This is a genomic window from Schaalia canis (assembly GCF_003858455.1).
In the GTDB taxonomy this organism is placed as follows: domain Bacteria; phylum Actinomycetota; class Actinomycetes; order Actinomycetales; family Actinomycetaceae; genus Pauljensenia; species Pauljensenia canis.
In genome coordinates this window covers 84,578-100,767 of record NZ_RQZF01000009.1, presented here as the reverse complement: position 1 = coordinate 100,767, position 16,190 = coordinate 84,578, and the positions used below count along the sequence as shown (strand labels likewise).

Here is a 16,190-nt window from a genome sequence, read left to right as displayed (position 1 = left end):
TTCGCGTCCCGATGTGTCACAGTAGTTTATATATTCAAATCTTACATACTTTTCTGTGGGGGGGAAGCCTCCGCAAGGGGAGAGAACGCGTGTTGCCCGCATAAGGGATAAACAAGGGCGGGTGCGTTCGCTTGGAATCGCACCCGCCCTCAACGATCGGTCACCCGCCACAGGGGTGCCGAACGTCAGCTCAGTTCTTCTTGGGACGAAGCCACACGGCGCCCAGTGGCGGCACGCGCAGCTCCACGGAATGAGCCCGGCCATTCCAGCCGATGTGCTCGGCGTAGATCGTGCCCACATTGGTCACGCCTGAACCACCAAAGGCTACATCGTCGGTGTTGAGGACTTCCTCCCACTCACCCCCAAAGGGCAGGCCCACGCGGTAGCCCTCATGGGGGTTACCCGCGAAGTTGGCCACGCACACCAGCACGTCCTGCTCGCCATCTTCTACTGCGCCCTTACGCAGGTAGGAGATGACATTGTGGTCCCCGTCAGAAGCATCGATCCACTCAAAGCCGGTGTAGTCGTCATCCCACAGGGCAGGGGAGGAGGTGTAGATCTTATTCAACGCAGCCACCAGGCGGTTGAGCCCAGCATGATCGGGCTGGTCAAGCAGCCACCAGTCCAGGCCGTAAGCCTCCTGCCACTCCACCTCCTGGGCAATCTCTTGACCCATAAAAAGCAACTGCTTGCCGGGGTGGGACCACTGGTAGGCAAAGAGTGCGCGCAGGCCAGCCATGCGCTGCCACTTATCGCCGGGCATCTTATTGATCAGCGACCCCTTACCGTGCACGACCTCGTCATGAGAGAGCGGCAGAACGAAGTTCTCTGAGAAAGCGTAGACCAGCGAGAAGGTCAACTCCCCATGGTGCCAGCGACGATTCACTGGGTCTTCTTGCATGTAGCGCAGGGTGTCATTCATCCACCCCATATTCCACTTCATCCCAAAGCCCAGGCCGCCACCCGAGGTTGGTGCCGTGACGCCCGGCCATGCGGTGGATTCCTCCGCGATCATCATGATGCCAGGGTGGGCGCGGTAGGCGGTCGCGTTGGCTTCCTGGATGAACTCAATGGCTTCCAGATTCTCGCGTCCACCAAATTGGTTGGGGCGCCACTGGCCGTCATTACGCGAGTAGTCGAGGTAGAGCATCGAGGCCACTGCATCCACACGCAGGCCATCAATGTGGAACTCTTCGAGCCAGTACAGGGCGTTAGCGACCAGGAAGTTACGCACCTCGCGGCGGCCGAAGTTAAAGACGTAGGTGCCCCAGTCAGGGTGCTCGCCACGCAGTGGGTCGGGATCCTCATACAGGGCAGTGCCATCAAAGCGTGCCAGAGCCCAATCATCCTTGGGGAAGTGGGCGGGCACCCAGTCCAAGATGACGCCAATGCCAGCCTGGTGCAGGCGATCCACCAGATAGCGGAAGTCATCAGGGGTGCCATAGCGTGAGGTTGGCGCATAGTAGGAGGTCACTTGGTAGCCCCAGGAGCCGCCGAAGGGATGCTCGGCCACGGGCATGAACTCCACATGAGTAAAGCCCATCTTCGTCACATAGGGCACCAGCTCGTCAGCGAGCTCACGGTATCCCAGCCCCTGACGCCAGGAGCCTACGTGAACCTCGTAGATCGACATCGGGCCCTCATGGGGGTTGGTGGCGGCGCGTTTGGCCATCCACTCGTCGTCTTCCCATTCGTGGAAACGGTCGGTCACCACCGAGGCCGTAGCCGGAGGAATCTCCGTGGCGCGAGCCATCGGGTCAGCCTTTTGGAACCAGTTACCATCGGGACCCTGGATCTCGAACTTATAGCGGGCTCCCACTGTCACGCCAGGAACGAAGAGCTCCCACACGCCCGATGCTCCCAGGGAACGCATGGCGGTGGCAGTCCCATCCCAGAAGTTGAAGTCACCCACCACGCGCACAGCGCGAGCGTTGGGTGCCCATACGGCGAAGGCAACACCCTCGACAGCGCCCATGTCCCCGTCAAAGCACATCACGCGCGCACCCAGGACCTTCCACAAATCCTCGTGGCGGCCCTCAGAAATGAGGTAGGTGTCCATCTCACCCAGGGTGGGCAGGAAACGATAAGGGTCGTCCACCTCGGTGGTGTGATCCCCGTAGGTGACGCGCACGCGATAGTCGGGGATGACTGTCAGGGGCAGTACCGCCACCCATACACCCGAGCGTTCGTGAACGGCGGGGAAGGAACCTTCAGCGGTGACGATCTCGACGGCATCAGCCAGATGATGAACGCTGCGGATCGTGACGCTGTCTTCGCCCAGATGGGCGCCCAGCACGGCATGCGGCATGTAGTGGTGGCCTGCGGCAACGGCGTCAAGCAGGGACGTATCCACGGTAATTGGTGTCAGCTCCATCGGTTAATCCTCCCAGGTGGAATGTGTGCGGGACGGCACTACTGCCATGATATGCCCCAGGCGAGTCCAGGGCGACAATCTCACCCAGTTCTTTGTTCCCCAGGTGTAGTGGCGTCCGTCCAGTTCATCAACCAGGTCAACAAGGTGATCCCCGTGACCGCCGGATTCTCCGACGCCCATTTCACTCAAATCAAGTTCAATCGTGCCCTCGACGGTGTCGTGAGGATTCAATGACAAGACGGTGATGACCGTGTCCGTCTCACCCGAGGTGGTAAAACGTCCATCAACTTGGCGGGAGAAGCACAAAATTTCAGGGTGGTCGGTGTGGTGGAAACGAATCTGATGCAACTGCCGCAGGGCCGGGTGCTTCGCCCGCGCGGCATTGAGCAGGGTGAAGAGCTGAGGAATACCTGTCGTCTCGGCTTCTTCCCATACGCGTGGGCGGTACTCGTACTTTTCGTTATTGTTCTGCTCTTCAAAGCCGGGTCGAGGCTCATTCTCGACAAACTCATAGCCAGAATAGATGCCCCAGGTGGGTGAGGACGTGGCCGCCAGGATTGCTCGCAGAGCGAAGATCGCCGTGCCGCCCGTCCACATCTGAGGGGTCAAAATGTCGTGCGTGGTCGGCCAGAAAGCGGGGCGCATAAGGTGGGCGGTCTGGGTGGAAACCTCGGTGAGGTAGTCGATGATCTCGTCCTTGTCGACCCGCCAGGTGAAGTAGGTGTAGGACTGGTCAAAACCAATTGCTCCCAGCGTGCGCATCATGGCTGGACGGGTGAAGGCTTCCGCCAGGAAGATGACTTCGGGGTGGGTGGCGTGGAAGTGATCGAGGGTGTCCTTCCAGAAATTCAGCGGCTTTGTGTGGGGGTTATCCACGCGGAAGATCGTCACCCCGTGATCGATCCACACCTGGATCACATCACGAATAGCATCGCCTAAGCCTTCAGGGTCCTTGTCGAAGTTCAGGGGGTAAATGTCTTGATACTTCTTGGGAGGGTTTTCCGCATAGGCAATGGTTCCATCGGCTCGGACATTGAACCATTCGGGGTGTTGGGTGACCCAGGGGTGGTCTGGGGAGCATTGGAGGGCCAGATCAAGGGCGACCTCCATACCATTGGCCTTCGCGCGAGCGACAAAAGCATCGAAGTCATCGAAGGTGCCCAGATCAGGGTGGATAGCGTCGTGGCCGCCCTCGGCAGAACCAATGCCGTAGGGGGAACCTGGGTCGCCTTCAAGGGCTGTGAGGGTATTGTTTTTCCCCTTGCGGTGGGTGGTACCAATGGGGTGGATGGGGGTGAGGTAAATGACGTCAAAGCCCATCGAAGCGATACGCGGCAGGTCCTCTGTTGCGCCGCGCAGGGTGCCCGACACCCAGGTGCCGTCAGGCTTTTGGAAGGCTCCGGCTGAGCGAGGGAAGATCTCATACCAGGCGCCTGCCAGTGCGCGTGAGCGTGCCACGTCCAGGGGGTAGGCCTCGGTTGAGTCCAGGAGATCACGCACGGGGTGGGCCGCAAAAGCTGCCTTCACCTGCGAAGCTAGGCCCGCTGAAAGGCGTTGCTGGGGGGTCAGGGTGCGGTCGCGTAAGGACGAGGCCGCCGCCGTCAGCACCTCACGCAGGGCAGCGGGAGCAGGAGCCTGGGTGGGGTTTGCAATCGCCCTCCCGGCAATGCAGCGTTCCATGAGGCGCGCGCCCTCTTCGCACATGAGCTCAACATCGATGCCTGCCTTGATTTTGATCGTGGCATCGTGACGCCAAGTGGCGTAGGGGTCTGCCCAGGTGTCCACCCGGAAGGACCAGTCTCCGGGCGTGGGGGCCATCACCCATGCCTCGTAGCGGTCAAGCCCCTTGGCAATATCGCGCATCAGTGTGCGGGAGTGGACAGCTCCGGTAGGCGTCACAAGGACAGCTTCGGCGGCGAAGGCATCGTGTCCTTCCCGAAAGACGGTAGCGCGGATCGGGAAGGGTTCTCCTTCGGCGGCTTTGGCGGGCAGGCGGCCTCCCTCGACGGTGGGGAAGAGCTCAACTGCGGGAATACGTGTCATATGGAATTCGCTCACCCCACTAGCCTACTACTGAGAAGCACCTGAGTGTGGGGCAGAGCACACGGTTGTGTGCAGGGTGCTAGATATTTACTCCAAAGAGATGGCCAACCCAGTAGGTCAAGCCCATTGCCACACCACCACCAATAACCAAGCGTGCCGTTGCTTTAAGGCGCGGAGCCTGCCCCAACCATGCCGAGAGCCAGCCGGTCAGCGCCAGAGCCACCGTCACCGCGACGAAGGTTGCGCCGATACGCCACGCCACCGGCGATACAAGCATCGTGATAAAAGGCAGGAGGGAGCCAATGACGAAGGCAATAAAGGACGAGATCGCTGCAGCCCACGGACTGGTCAGATCGTCGGGGTCAATATTGTGTTCCGTCGTCAAATGCGCATCAATGGCATCATGGGCAGAAAGCTCAGCGGCCACAGCCTTTGCTGTCGTCTCGCTCAGGCCTCGATCCACCCAGAGCTTGGCCAAGCGAGCTTCCTCCGCTGCGGGGTTATCAGCGAGCGCTAACCACTGCTTACGCACCAGTTCTTGCTCAGTGTCTAACTGAGTTGACACCGACACGTACTCGCCCACCGACATCGACAAGGAAGCGGCAACGATACCGGCCACGCCGGCCAACGCAATCGCCGTCGTGTTCGCCGGGTCAACGGCAGCCACACCCACCAGCAGGCCAGAGATCGACACAATGCCGTCATTGGCGCCGAGCACGCCAGCGCGCAGCCAGTTTAGGCGCGAGGCAACGGAACGCTGCTTTTCACCGTTCGTGGCGTGAGCAGTGCTTTCAGTGCGCGCGGTGCTTTCAGCGTGGGTAGCGAGGCCATCTGAGGGGCCTTGCGAGGCCGACAACGAAGCCATCTGCGAGGGAGATAGTGCTGCACTCATACCCCCACCCTAAAAGCGAGAAAACAGCCTGTCTACGAAGGGCAGCCGCTCCTGTACGAGGGCAGGAAAGGCTGGCCTTAAACCTACGAATTGAGGGAACGCAAGGCTCCCACCACCTCGTAAAGTGCGCGAAAACTTGGGCGCATAGCGGCGGTTGAGCCGAAGTTAATGACAATATCTGCGTCGTGAACGGGATCGTGCCATACATGTGCGGCACTCACTCCCAAATGTCCACCAAGGCGTGGCCAATTGCGTGCCCAGGGGGACAACTCCGCAAAATTAACGATCATGGTGCCTGCCCCATAGCGCAGACCTACGCGGAAACGGTTTCGCAGGATCGTCATCCGCTCCCACGACTCTTGCGACACCAAGGTTCCATTTCGAAGGCCCCGAATAAGACGAACGAAGTCGTTTGGCGTAGCAGCAATGCCTCCGCCGGCCCAATCCAGAGTCAGCGCCGGGGAAAGGTCTACTCGTGTTTTTCCTAGCCACATGGGCGCAAGGCTGCTCCCGCCCTGATGTGGGGATGAGCGGTAGGGCATGAAGGCACTTGTCATCTCTAAAGGAGAAAACACCCTCTCGTGGAAGAGAGTCTCAAGGGGCAGACCGCTGGTCTCTTCAAGGATGCGCCCGAGCAGAACAAAACCGGTATCGCTATAGAAAAAGCGTTGTCCTGGCTTGCCGACGGGCCGTTGATTGGTACGAGTGTGATTAAGCAGATCGTGAGGTGACCATTTTCGTTCCAGGTCAGCAAGGGCACGTTTGCTGAGTTTGCCGCCCCTGGCCCGTCCATCGAAGTAGTCATTGACACCCGAGGTGTGGGTCAGGAGGTGCTCAATGGTGACCTCATAAAGATGTCCCGCAGCGAACAGTCCCTCAAGCTCGGCAGAAGCAAGGACGCTGGCAATCGGGGTATCGAGCGTTAAGGCACCATTGTCCACCTGCTGCATGACGCAGGCCGCTGTGACGAGCTTGCCTACGCTTGTCCCGTGAAAAGGGATGTCACGAGGCCCGTAATGAAAGTTGATGCCCCGATGGGGCGCCGAAACCGCGACTTGCGGTTGCCATGTGTGTGCCGACCGATCGAAGTGGCGTGTTAGGCGTGTATAAAAATCCTGCAGCTCCACACCATGCTCCTTCCTCTAACCTTCTTGCTAAGCAAGGCTCAGTGGAGGCCACTTGATATGGCAGGAGCCGCTCTCTGTTGACACCTTTACGTTGCTCTCGCAGTGTCGCCAACAGAAAGCGGCCTCCTCCCTTTAAGCCTGCACTTAGTACACCATCTGCATGGCCTGGCGAACCTCATTCAGGGTCGCCTCGGCCTGAGCAGTGGCCTTTTCATTACCGGCAGCCAGAACGGACAGCAGGTAATCCTCGTTTGCTACCAGCTCCGCACGGCGGGCACGAATGGGGGCCAGCATGTCATTGAGAGCCTCGGTCACGGTCGCCTTCAAGACGCCGCCACCGCCATCACCAATGCGCTCAGCGATCGCTTCGGGAGCCTCGCCCGTTGCCATGGACGCCATCATCAAAAGGTTCGACACCTCAGGGCGATTCACCGGGTCAAAGGTGATGACACGATCAGCGTCCGTCTTTGCCTTACGCAAAATCTTGGCCGTCTCATCGGCTGTCATAGCCAACTCAATGGTGTTTCCACGTGACTTCGACATCTTTGCCCCGTCAGTCCCCAACAGCAGCGGCACCTCAGACAAAAGCGCATCGGGGCGGGGGAACACGGGATGTTCAGGATCAACGCGACCGTAGCGCTTATCGAAACGCTGCGCGATCAGACGCGACTGTTCCAAGTGGGGGAGCTGATCCTGGCCGACAGGCACAATATTGGCCTTGCAGAACAAGATGTCGGCAGCCTGATGAACAGGGTAGGTCAGCATCAGGCCAGACATAGCTCGACCGTCCGTGGCCTCCAACTCGGCTTTGACTGTGGGGTTACGGTGAAGCTCCGACTCAGTGACCAGCGACAAGAAAGGCAGCATCAACTGGTTGAGAGCCGGAATCGCAGAGTGATTAAAGATCGTCGTGCGCTCAGGATCAAGGCCGACCGCCAGATAGTCGGCAACCAAACCCAGAACGCGCTCGCGGATGGGCCCCACGCCGTCACGGTCGGTAATCACCTGGTAGTCAGCGACAAGAACCCAGGTATCCACTCCGCGGTCTTGCAAGATCACGCGGTTGTGCAGGGTGCCAAAATAGTGGCCCAGATGCAGCCGACCCGTTGGGCGATCGCCCGTCAGCATACGGAAACGGCTGGGATCGGTGTCGATAGCGGCGTCAATCTCTGCACTGCGAGCGCGAGAACGCGCCAGGGATGCCTCGTTTGTTGAATTAGCCAAAATATCTTCGGAAGTGCTCACCCGAATAGTCTAATAGGCCAACTCACGAGAGCAGAATTACCACCGACTGAGGCTCTAACTGGATGCTTGTCTTATCGCTCTTGAGCATCTTGAACTCAGGAGTGGTGTGCCCGTCCAAAGCATTGACGTCAATACCACCATCAAGAGGTGTCGTCCACGCCGAGTCGAAGGCGATACTCCATCCCTTCTTGTGCCCAACAGGGAATTGGACTGTGCGGGGCTCAAGGGTGCCGTTGATGACAATGAGGGCATCATCCCCACCCCAGTGCTGGCCAGAACGCATGAGCTGGAAGACGCGGTTGTGTTGCTCTCCCCACCCGTGGTCGGGCATACGTTCACCTTCAGCAGTCCACCAGGACACGTCAGGAATGGAATCACCATTGAGCGCTTGCCCCTTGCCGAAATCATCGGGACGCAGTGCAGGGAAGTGGCGGCGCAGGTAAAGCAGCCAACGCGTGGTATCGAACATATCGCGCTGCGCTTGATCGAGTGTCCAATCCACCCAGGAAATCTCATTGTCCTGGCAGTAAGCATTGTTATTACCAAACTGGGTGCGGCAGATTTCGTCGCCACCAAGAATCATTGGCGTACCCGCTGCCACCAAAAGCGTGGCGAGAATATTACGGCGAGTACGCAAACGCGTCGGCATCAGGTCCTCGATGAGTTCTGCAATGTCGGGGTTAAGAACACCATCAACGGGCCCTCGAGAGGTTGTGCCCTCAATACCGTGATTCCACGAGCGATTATCGTTCGTGCCATCACGGTTTTCTTCGAGGTTAGCCATATTGTGCTTGTGATCAAAGCAGGTGAGGTCTGACAGAGTGAAACCGTCATGAGCTGTCACAAAGTTCACCGAGGCGCGGGGTCCACGCAGGTAGCCCACCCCATTACCGAAGAGGTCTTCTGAACCCTGCAAGCGTGTCGCAAGATCGTTAGGCCCGGGGGCGCAGCGTCCGGCAGCGAGCTCGCGCATATCCACCAGCCAGAAGTTACGGACTGAGTCACGGAAACGGTCATTCCACTCCGAGAAAGGCGGAGGGAAATTACCGGTCTGCCAGCCTCCCATGCCCACATCCCACGGTTCAGCAATGAGCTTATCCAGGCTCAGGGTAGCGTCGGTGGCAATCGCCATCAACAAGGGGTGCGCGGGAGTATAGCCGTCAGCAAAACGGCCAAGCGTCGCCGCAAGATCAAAGCGGAAACCGTCAACGCCCATCTCTTCGGACCAGTAGCGCAGGGAGTCCAACACCATCTGCATAGCGCGTCCGTGGTCAACAGCCACCGTGTTACCGCATCCCGTAACATCCACGATGTGACGGGGGCGTTCGGCCGAATGACGGTAGTAGACGAAATTATCCAGGCCTCGCCACGACAATGAGGGGCCGTCATTATTGCCTTCACAGGTGTGGTTGTAGACCACGTCCAAGATGACCTCAATACCTGCCTGGTGCAGGATCGACACCATGCCACGGAACTCATCAACGACGGCCTGCGGGCCGCGCTCTTGTGCGATGGCGGTGGCGTATGAGGCTTCAGGGGAAAAGAAGTTGAGTGTGGAGTATCCCCAATAGTTCGTTAACCCGCGAGTGGTGAGGAAGGTTTCCTCGTGCTTGACGTGAACCGGAAGGAGTTCAACGGCGGTGATGCCAAGGCTCTTCATGTGGGCGATTGAAGCGGGATGAGCCAAGCCAGCGTAGGTGCCGCGCAAGTCGGCGGGCACCTCAGGCATCTCTTGAGTGAAACCCTTGACATGGATCTCATACAGGACAGTGTCCTTCCAAGGCGTGCGCGGTTTGGACGCAATAGGGAAGGAGGAATCAACAACAACGGAGAAGGGAACATGGCCCGCTGAATCAAGCTCCGAGCGTGAAGGAGGCTGTGAGGTGGGGGCCAGGTCGGAGTTGACAACGTGGGCGTAAATTTCGGGAGAGACATTCACCTCACCGTCAAGCCCACGCGCGTAGGGATCAATGAGAAGCTTGGCAGGGTTGTGGAAGAGGCCCGAGTCAGGATCCCAAGGTCCGTCAACGCGGAAACCGTAGCGGGTCCCAACTCCATAGCCTTCGAGACGGCCATGCCACACGCCATTGTCGGGACCAAGCAGGGTATAGCGTTCCTCGTGGGAGAGATCGCCACCAGGGAAGACGCAAAAGTCCACGGAGGTCGCATGCGTTGCCACCACAGCAATGTTGAGTGCACCATCTTGGTAGTGCACACCCAGCTTCTCTGGCAAAGGATTAGGCACAGTCAAAGGATGGGCGGTAAACATTAGGGCTCCTGGTCGGGGCGGGACGGTTTTAATGACGCTCCATCCTAATACCGCCTCACGTAAATAGCCCTGTGGGGCGCTGTGAACTTCGCCCATTCATCACGGGGATTACCTGGAAATAGACGAATATGTGACATGTGCCGAGCATTGCTGTGGAAGGAGCGTTTTCCGCACAATTTATGGCACCCTTAAAGGCATGAGAATCGTAGTGTGTGTCAAGCACGTTCCCGATGTGCAATCCGAGCGTCGCTTTGAGGACGGTCGCCTCGTGCGAGGAGAGGACGATGTCCTCAACGAACTCGACGAAAACGCTGTTGAAGCGGCCGTTAGCCTCGTAGAAGAACACGGCGGCGAGGTGATCGCCCTGACAATGGGCCCCGCCGACGCAGAAGACGCCCTCATGCGCGCCCTGCAAATGGGTGCCGACCGTGCGCTCCTGATTTCCGATGATGCGCTGGAAGGCACCGACGCTGCCGGTACCGCCGCTGTCCTTGCCGCTGGGATTGCCCGCATTGAAGAAGAACACGGCCCGGCTGATCTTGTTGTGACCGGCATGGCCTCTCTTGACGCAATGACCTCCCTCGTTCCTGCAGCCCTGGCCGCCCACCTGGGCCGTCCGTTGCTGTCCTTGGCTCACGCCCTGGAGATTTCCGGCGAGGGCCCGTGGACTGCCACGATTACGCGCAGTGTTGATGGCATGGACGAAGTCCTCAGCGCCTCCACGCCACTCGTTCTGTCTGTCACCGACCAGATCAACGAGCCGCGCTACCCCTCCTTCAAGACCATGAAGGCCGCCCGCTCCAAGCCGCTCGACGAGGTCTCACTGGAGGACCTCGGATGCGACACGCCCGCCACCGCCACCATCGTCAACACCACGGTTGAACATCAGCGGGACGGCTCAGGAACGATCATCACCGACTCCGGTGACGCCGGCGAACGCCTCGCCCACTATCTCATCAACGAGGTGAAGTGACATGACTCTGACCACCCCAATCCTCGCCCTCGTGGATCATGACGAGGCGGGAGCCCTCACCGCCCCCTCCGCCCAGGTGCTCACCGCCGCTCGCTCACTCACCAGTGGCCCCGTCGTCGCCCTCGCACTGGACACTCCCGACACCGATGCCCTCGCCCGCTACGGCGCCGCCCGCGTTCTCGTTGCCGACTTGGGAGGCCGCAGCCCTCGGCTGAGCGCCGTTGTCGCTGACGCAGCGCAGGCCGCTATGCAGGCTGTTGGTGCGGAGGCGCTCCTGTGCGTCTCCCACTACCTGGGTCGCGAGGTCGCCGCACGCCTCGCTGTGGCACTCGGTGGAGCCCCCATTGTCGACGTCACCCGCGCATGGGAAGAAAACGGCAATATTCACGCTTCTAAGCCCGCCCTCGCCGGCGCCTGGGAGACCTCCATCCACGTCGAGGACGCCCCGGCAATCCTCGCCATCCGCCCCTCCGCGATTGAAGAAACCGAGGCACCCGCCGACGCAAACGTCGAGGCCCTCACCGTGGACTTTAGCGCCGCAGCCGACGCCGTCACCGTTGTCTCATCCACCCCGCAGGAGCGGACCGGCCGTATGCCCCTCACTGAAGCCCGCACCGTCATCGTTGGCGGCCGTGGCCTTGAGGGGGACTTCAGCCCTGCAGAAGAACTTGCCGACCTCCTGGATGCCGCTGTGGGCGCCACCCGCGTCGCCACCGATGAAGGGTGGGTGTCGCGCAGCCTTCAAGTCGGTCAGACCGGCGTCTCCATCTCACCCAATCTTTACATCGGCCTGGGTGTCTCAGGTGCCATCCACCACACGGTTGGTATGCAATCCTCACGCCACATCGTGGCTGTTTGTGACGATCCCGACGCACCCATCTTCGAGATTGCAGACTTTGGCGTTGTCGGTGACCTATTCGAGGTCGTTCCCCAGGCCATTGAGGTTCTTCGTCGAGAGGGCTACGGGCAAGCGTGACCGCAGCCGACTCGGTCTATCTTGACTACGCAGCATCAGCACCCATGCTTCCTGAGGTTGAGGAGGCATGGGTTGCTGCTGTACGCGCTTTGCGGGTCGCTCCAGGCAATCCAGCAGCCCTCCACGGCGGGGGGCGCACGGCTAAGCGCATGCTGGAGGACGCCCGAGAGCGCGTGGGCGCAGCCCTGGGGGCAGAACGCGCCGAGGTGATCTTCACCTCCGGCGCCACAGAGTCCTGCGCCCTCGGGGTAAGCGGTGGAGCACGAGGGGTACGTGCACGCCACCCCCAACGCCAAAAAGTGTTCTACTCCCTGGCTGACCATGATGCCGTCGCCCACCAGGAGGGCGTGCTGACAGCAGAAGGTTTTCAGGTCTCCGCTTTCGCTCTTGACGGGCGAGGTGTCAGCATCCTCCCTGACAATCTTGAAAGCATGCTGCCCCAGACCGCGCTACTGACCGTTCCTATGGTCTGCTCAGAACTGGGCACCATCCAGCCCTTAGAAGAACTCGTTGCCCGTGTGCGCGCTGGCTGCAACGATGCCGTGCCGGAACAGACTCACGATACGGCGGGGGAGGGCACTCCTTTGATCCATACGGATGCCGCCCAAGCCATCCGCACCCACGCCATTGATTTTGCCGCGATGGGCGTTGACCTGCTCAGCCTCGGCGGACACAAGATCGGTGCCCCTGTCGGCATTGGAGCACTACTCGCGAAACGTGGCACACCCCTGGCCACCGACCGCCCCGGCGGAGGCCACGAGCGAGGCATCCGCTCGGGCACCCCAGACGTTGCCGGCGCCGTGGCGCTCGCGGCCGCCCTCGAACATGCCGTGAGCGTGCGCGATGCCCACTATGCCCACATGGCGGAGCTCCGCGACTACCTCGTGAACCACCTGCCGGAGGATGTGGCAGTGACTGTTCCAACGGAGGTCGCCTCGCCAGCCATCATCCACCTGTCAATCCCCACCACCCACCCCGAGGCGGTCCTCATGGCCATGGATATGGCTGGAGTGATGGTGTCTGCAGGATCAGCCTGCCACGCGGGGGTTACGCGCCCCTCTGCCATGGTGATGGCTATGGGGCGTAGCGCTGACCAAGCCCTAGGTGTCCTACGTATCTCTTTGGGGGAGAGAAGTAGCCGCGCCGACCTTGAGAGGTTTGTTGCGGCATTACCGGCTGCTATTCGAGCCGGGCAGGCCCTTGACGCCCGCGACACACGCAAAACCACGCACACTGCTGCCAATAAGAGGAGCGCCCAATGAGAGTTCTAGCCGCGCTATCAGGTGGCGTTGACTCCGCAGTTGCCGCTGCCAAGGTTGTCGAAGCCGGACATGAGGTGGTGGGCGTCCACATGGCGCTGTCCACCAACCCCCAGGAATGCCGCATCGGTTCACGAGGCTGCTGCTCGGTAGAGGATGCCGGTGATGCCGCGCGTGCTGCAGAAATCCTTGGCATCCCCTTCTACGTGTGGGATCTTGCCGAAGAGTTCGAAGAGACAGTGATTACCGACTTCGTTGAACAGTACCAAAAGGGGCACACTCCTAACCCCTGCGTGCGCTGCAATGAGTTCGTGAAGTTCCGTGAGCTGGCTGATCGTGCCCGCGCCCTTGGCTTTGATGCCGTGTGTACGGGACACTACGCGCGTATCGTGGAAGGGGAGGCAGGTAAAGAGCTGCACCGCGGTTATGACAACCTGAAGGATCAGTCCTACGTGCTGGCCGTCATGGGAGAGGACGAACTTGAGCGGGTGCTCTTGCCTTTGGGGGATGCCCCCGATAAGGCATGGGTGCGCGCCGAGGCCGACCGTTTGGGCCTGGGGGTTGCCGATAAGCCCGACTCCTACGACATTTGCTTTATCCCTGACGGTGATACGCAAGGTTTCTTGCGCGCACGCCTGGGGTCAACTCCAGGACAGATCATTGACGCTGATGGAGCCGTTGTTGGGGAACACGATGGCTATTGGAACTTCACCGTCGGTCAACGTCGAGGTCTGCACCTGGGTAATCCCGCTGCGGATGGTCGGCCACGTTATGTCATTGAGACTCGCCCCGAGAGTAACCAGGTTGTTGTGGGCGCTGCTGAGCTTCTCAGCGTGGATCGGATTCTCTGCGAGGACATTATTTGGCTCGCTGGGGACGATCAGGGTGAGGATACTCACGACCTCTTCGTGCAGGTGCGAGCTCACGGCACGCCGGTTCCTGTCGCAGAGTGTGCGCATGAGGGCAGTGGTTTACGCGTTGACCTGGCTCAATCTTTACGAGGTGTTGCCGCCGGGCAATCGTTAGTGGTGTACCGGGGGACGCGAGTGCTTGGTGAAGGAACCATTGTCAAGGCGATGCGACGCTGATGATACGTGGGCAGATGCTGCGGTGCGGGTAGTGTCCCGGTAGCATTGAGTCCTGGCAACTGATAAAAAATCTGAAACATTGAGTGGGGGCGTGACGTCATGCTGACCTTGCCAGAAAACATCCAAGCCCAAGTGGGTGCAGCGCGACATAAAGTGAACGCATCAGCCAATATGGGGTACTACCTTGTGGGCGCAATCATGGCAGGCCTCTTTATCGGCCTTGCCGACGTCTTTATGATGACCGGCGGCGGCCCACTGCGCGTGGCAGGCTCTCCCTGGGCGTCACTGGTCGAAGGTGGTGTCTTTGGTATTGGCCTGATCTTGGTGGTCTTCGCTGGAGGTGAACTGGCTACCTCGGCCATGATGATTCTGCCAATCGGCCTCAAAGAAAAAGGTGTGAGTACCTCCGGGGCTGCACGTGCTTTCGGCATTATGATCGTCGGCAATCTTCTTGGATCAATTCTGGTCGCTGCCCTGGTCTGGGGAGGTGGCATCATGGCCGAGGGAACCGTCCCCGGCGCGGCGATGGCCTCCGTCGTTGCTGCCAAAGCCCACAAGACCACCGTGGAACTCTTCTTCCGTGCAATCCTGTGTAACATCCTTGTCTGCCTGGCCATTTGGTCGGTCTCTCGTGCACAGCATGAGGTGGCAAAGATGATCCTCATGGCATGGTGTATGGCAACCTTTGTTGCTTCAGGCATGGAACACGTTGTCGCCAATATGACCACCTTCGCCCTGGGAATTATGCACGGTGTTGACGGTGGTACATGGGTCGAGGCCGCCCGCAACCTCAGTGTTGTCTTAGCGGGCAATATTGTTGGTGGCGCTGTCTTTGTTGGTGGCACCATGTGGTTCGCAGCCCAGGCTGATCGCACACTCGTTCACTGACGCGCCGGTGCCTTCACTCAGTAGTGGGTGAGAGCACCGCGCTGGCTGTCAAAGACGGAGAAAAATCCCTGTAGAATAGACAGGGTAGGCGTGAGTGGCGGAATTGGCAGACGCGCTGGATTTAGGTTCCAGTGTCTTCGGACGTGTGGGTTCAAGTCCCATCTCGCGCACATGTGGATTGTGCCGCGACATCCCTTCTGGATGTCGCGGCACAGTGTTTATGTTCCCTTGGGTAAGTGTGGGGCGATTGGCCTATTCTTGCTGCCAATGCTCGCCTAGGTGCTGTCGCGGCTATAGCTCATTACTGGTCTGCAGGGTCTGAGGTCGCATGATTGGCGGATGAAGAACTGTTGTGCGAGATGAAACGCTATCGGTAGCGCGGTAAAGGGCTGCGGGGCGGCCGATGCCGCTTGAGGTGTTCCCTGTGGGTTCGATGAAACCTTTTGTGCCGGTTGCTTTGCGGTGAAAGTTTCGAGGATCAAGAGGGGTTCCCCACACTGTTTCGTAGACCCGACGTAGCTGCTCAATGGTGAACTCCTCGGGACAAAAAGCGGTAGCGAGTCCCGAATATTCGAGCTTTGCTCGCGCCCGCTCAAGCCCATCGTGCAGGATCTGGGTATGGTCAAAAGCCAAGGAGATCTGCTTTGTCAGAATCGTGTCAACGGGAACCCATTGAGCGCTGCGCGCGTCGCCACCTGCTGAAGGGAGATCAAAGCTAGGGGCAAGGAGAAGGTAGGCGACGGAAAGAATCGGCCCGCGCGGATCTCGACCAAGCGGGCCGTATGTTCGCAGTTGTTCGAGGTGTCCAAGGGGGGTGAGGCCTGTCTCTTCGCTGAGCTCGCGACGTGCTGCATCTGCTAGGTCCTCGCCCTGAAGGATAAAGCCTCCTGGAAGAGCGAATTTGCTGTCAAAAGGAGGAAGGGCGCGTTCAATGAGAAGCGTGCAGAGAGTGTCGTCGTGAATTGTTAGAAGGACAATGTCGACTGTGACGGGAAGTAATTCTGCCGTTGCAGGTATCGAAAGAGGGGTGGGGGTAGTCATGCAACCAGCCTACAT

12 protein-coding genes and 1 tRNA gene are annotated in these 16,190 nt (G+C 59.6%); 6 read left to right on the top strand and 7 right to left on the bottom strand.

Features of this window, described 5'->3' with window-relative positions; genetic code table 11:
• Positions 1-190: 190 nt before the first annotated feature.
• The 6 genes from glgB to glgX form a co-directional block, all read right to left on the bottom strand.
• Entirely contained in the window at positions 191-2,374 is a 2,184-nt protein-coding gene (gene glgB, locus EII11_RS08315) for a 1,4-alpha-glucan branching protein GlgB (RefSeq protein WP_124871404.1), read from the bottom strand.
• A 3-nt stretch (positions 2,375-2,377) separates the two neighbouring features.
• Positions 2,378-4,432: a maltotransferase domain-containing protein gene (locus EII11_RS08310; protein WP_124871400.1), complete on the bottom strand. Its 2,055-nt coding sequence runs from the start codon at positions 4,430-4,432 to the stop codon at positions 2,378-2,380.
• A gap of 64 nt (positions 4,433-4,496) precedes the next feature.
• Complete coding sequence (locus EII11_RS08305) at positions 4,497-5,309, bottom strand: VIT1/CCC1 transporter family protein (RefSeq protein WP_205649273.1); 813 nt, start codon at positions 5,307-5,309, stop codon at positions 4,497-4,499.
• 83 nt (positions 5,310-5,392) lie between these two features.
• Entirely contained in the window at positions 5,393-6,436 is a 1,044-nt protein-coding gene (locus EII11_RS08300; RefSeq protein WP_124871396.1) for a serine hydrolase domain-containing protein, read from the bottom strand.
• A gap of 144 nt (positions 6,437-6,580) precedes the next feature.
• The gene (gene trpS, locus EII11_RS08295) at positions 6,581-7,681 is read right to left on the bottom strand and encodes a tryptophan--tRNA ligase (protein ID WP_124871393.1); all 1,101 of its coding nucleotides are present in this window, start codon (positions 7,679-7,681) and stop codon (positions 6,581-6,583) included.
• A 22-nt stretch (positions 7,682-7,703) separates the two neighbouring features.
• Entirely contained in the window at positions 7,704-9,950 is a 2,247-nt protein-coding gene (gene glgX / locus EII11_RS08290; protein WP_124871390.1) for a glycogen debranching protein GlgX, read from the bottom strand.
• Positions 9,951-10,146: 196 nt separating this feature from the next.
• Here glgX and EII11_RS08285 point away from each other — a divergent pair, with 196 nt between their 5' ends.
• The 6 genes from EII11_RS08285 (at position 10,147) to EII11_RS08260 (ending at position 15,304) form a co-directional block, all read left to right on the top strand.
• Positions 10,147-10,923, top strand: a complete 777-nt coding sequence (locus EII11_RS08285; protein ID WP_124871387.1) for an electron transfer flavoprotein subunit beta/FixA family protein — start codon at positions 10,147-10,149, stop codon at positions 10,921-10,923.
• 1 nt (position 10,924) lies between these two features.
• Complete coding sequence (locus tag EII11_RS08280) at positions 10,925-11,899, top strand: electron transfer flavoprotein subunit alpha/FixB family protein (protein ID WP_124871384.1); 975 nt, start codon at positions 10,925-10,927, stop codon at positions 11,897-11,899.
• Entirely contained in the window at positions 11,896-13,161 is a 1,266-nt protein-coding gene (locus EII11_RS08275; protein WP_276310962.1) for a cysteine desulfurase family protein, read from the top strand. The genes EII11_RS08280 and EII11_RS08275 overlap by 4 nt, the downstream gene beginning before the upstream one ends.
• The gene (mnmA, locus tag EII11_RS08270) at positions 13,158-14,246 is read left to right on the top strand and encodes a tRNA 2-thiouridine(34) synthase MnmA (protein ID WP_124871381.1); all 1,089 of its coding nucleotides are present in this window, start codon (positions 13,158-13,160) and stop codon (positions 14,244-14,246) included. Before EII11_RS08275 ends, mnmA begins: the two co-directional genes overlap by 4 nt.
• A 99-nt stretch (positions 14,247-14,345) precedes the next feature.
• Entirely contained in the window at positions 14,346-15,134 is a 789-nt protein-coding gene (locus EII11_RS08265) for a formate/nitrite transporter family protein (protein WP_124871378.1), read from the top strand.
• Between the two features lie 88 nt (positions 15,135-15,222).
• Positions 15,223-15,304: transfer RNA gene (locus tag EII11_RS08260), tRNA-Leu, on the top strand.
• 121 nt (positions 15,305-15,425) lie between these two features.
• On the opposite strand, the gene EII11_RS08255 is transcribed toward EII11_RS08260, so the two are convergent.
• Positions 15,426-16,175, bottom strand: coding sequence for an NUDIX hydrolase (locus EII11_RS08255; RefSeq protein ID WP_124871375.1), 750 nt, complete (start codon positions 16,173-16,175; stop codon positions 15,426-15,428).
• Positions 16,176-16,190 lie beyond the last annotated feature (15 nt).

Bases quoted from the DNA above. Each gene is read 5' to 3' on its own strand.
- glgB (WP_124871404.1), bottom strand. From the start codon at position 2,374: ATGGAGCTGACACCAATTACCGTGGATACGTCCCTGCTTGACGCCGTT.
- EII11_RS08305 (WP_205649273.1), bottom strand. From the start codon at position 5,309: ATGAGTGCAGCACTATCTCCCTCGCAGATGGCTTCGTTGTCGGCCTCG.
- glgX (WP_124871390.1), bottom strand. From the start codon at position 9,950: ATGTTTACCGCCCATCCTTTGACTGTGCCTAATCCTTTGCCAGAGAAG.
- EII11_RS08285 (WP_124871387.1), top strand. From the start codon at position 10,147: ATGAGAATCGTAGTGTGTGTCAAGCACGTTCCCGATGTGCAATCCGAG.
- EII11_RS08280 (WP_124871384.1), top strand. From the start codon at position 10,925: ATGACTCTGACCACCCCAATCCTCGCCCTCGTGGATCATGACGAGGCG.
- mnmA (WP_124871381.1), top strand. From the start codon at position 13,158: ATGAGAGTTCTAGCCGCGCTATCAGGTGGCGTTGACTCCGCAGTTGCC.
- EII11_RS08265 (WP_124871378.1), top strand. From the start codon at position 14,346: ATGCTGACCTTGCCAGAAAACATCCAAGCCCAAGTGGGTGCAGCGCGA.
- EII11_RS08255 (WP_124871375.1), bottom strand. From the start codon at position 16,175: ATGACTACCCCCACCCCTCTTTCGATACCTGCAACGGCAGAATTACTT.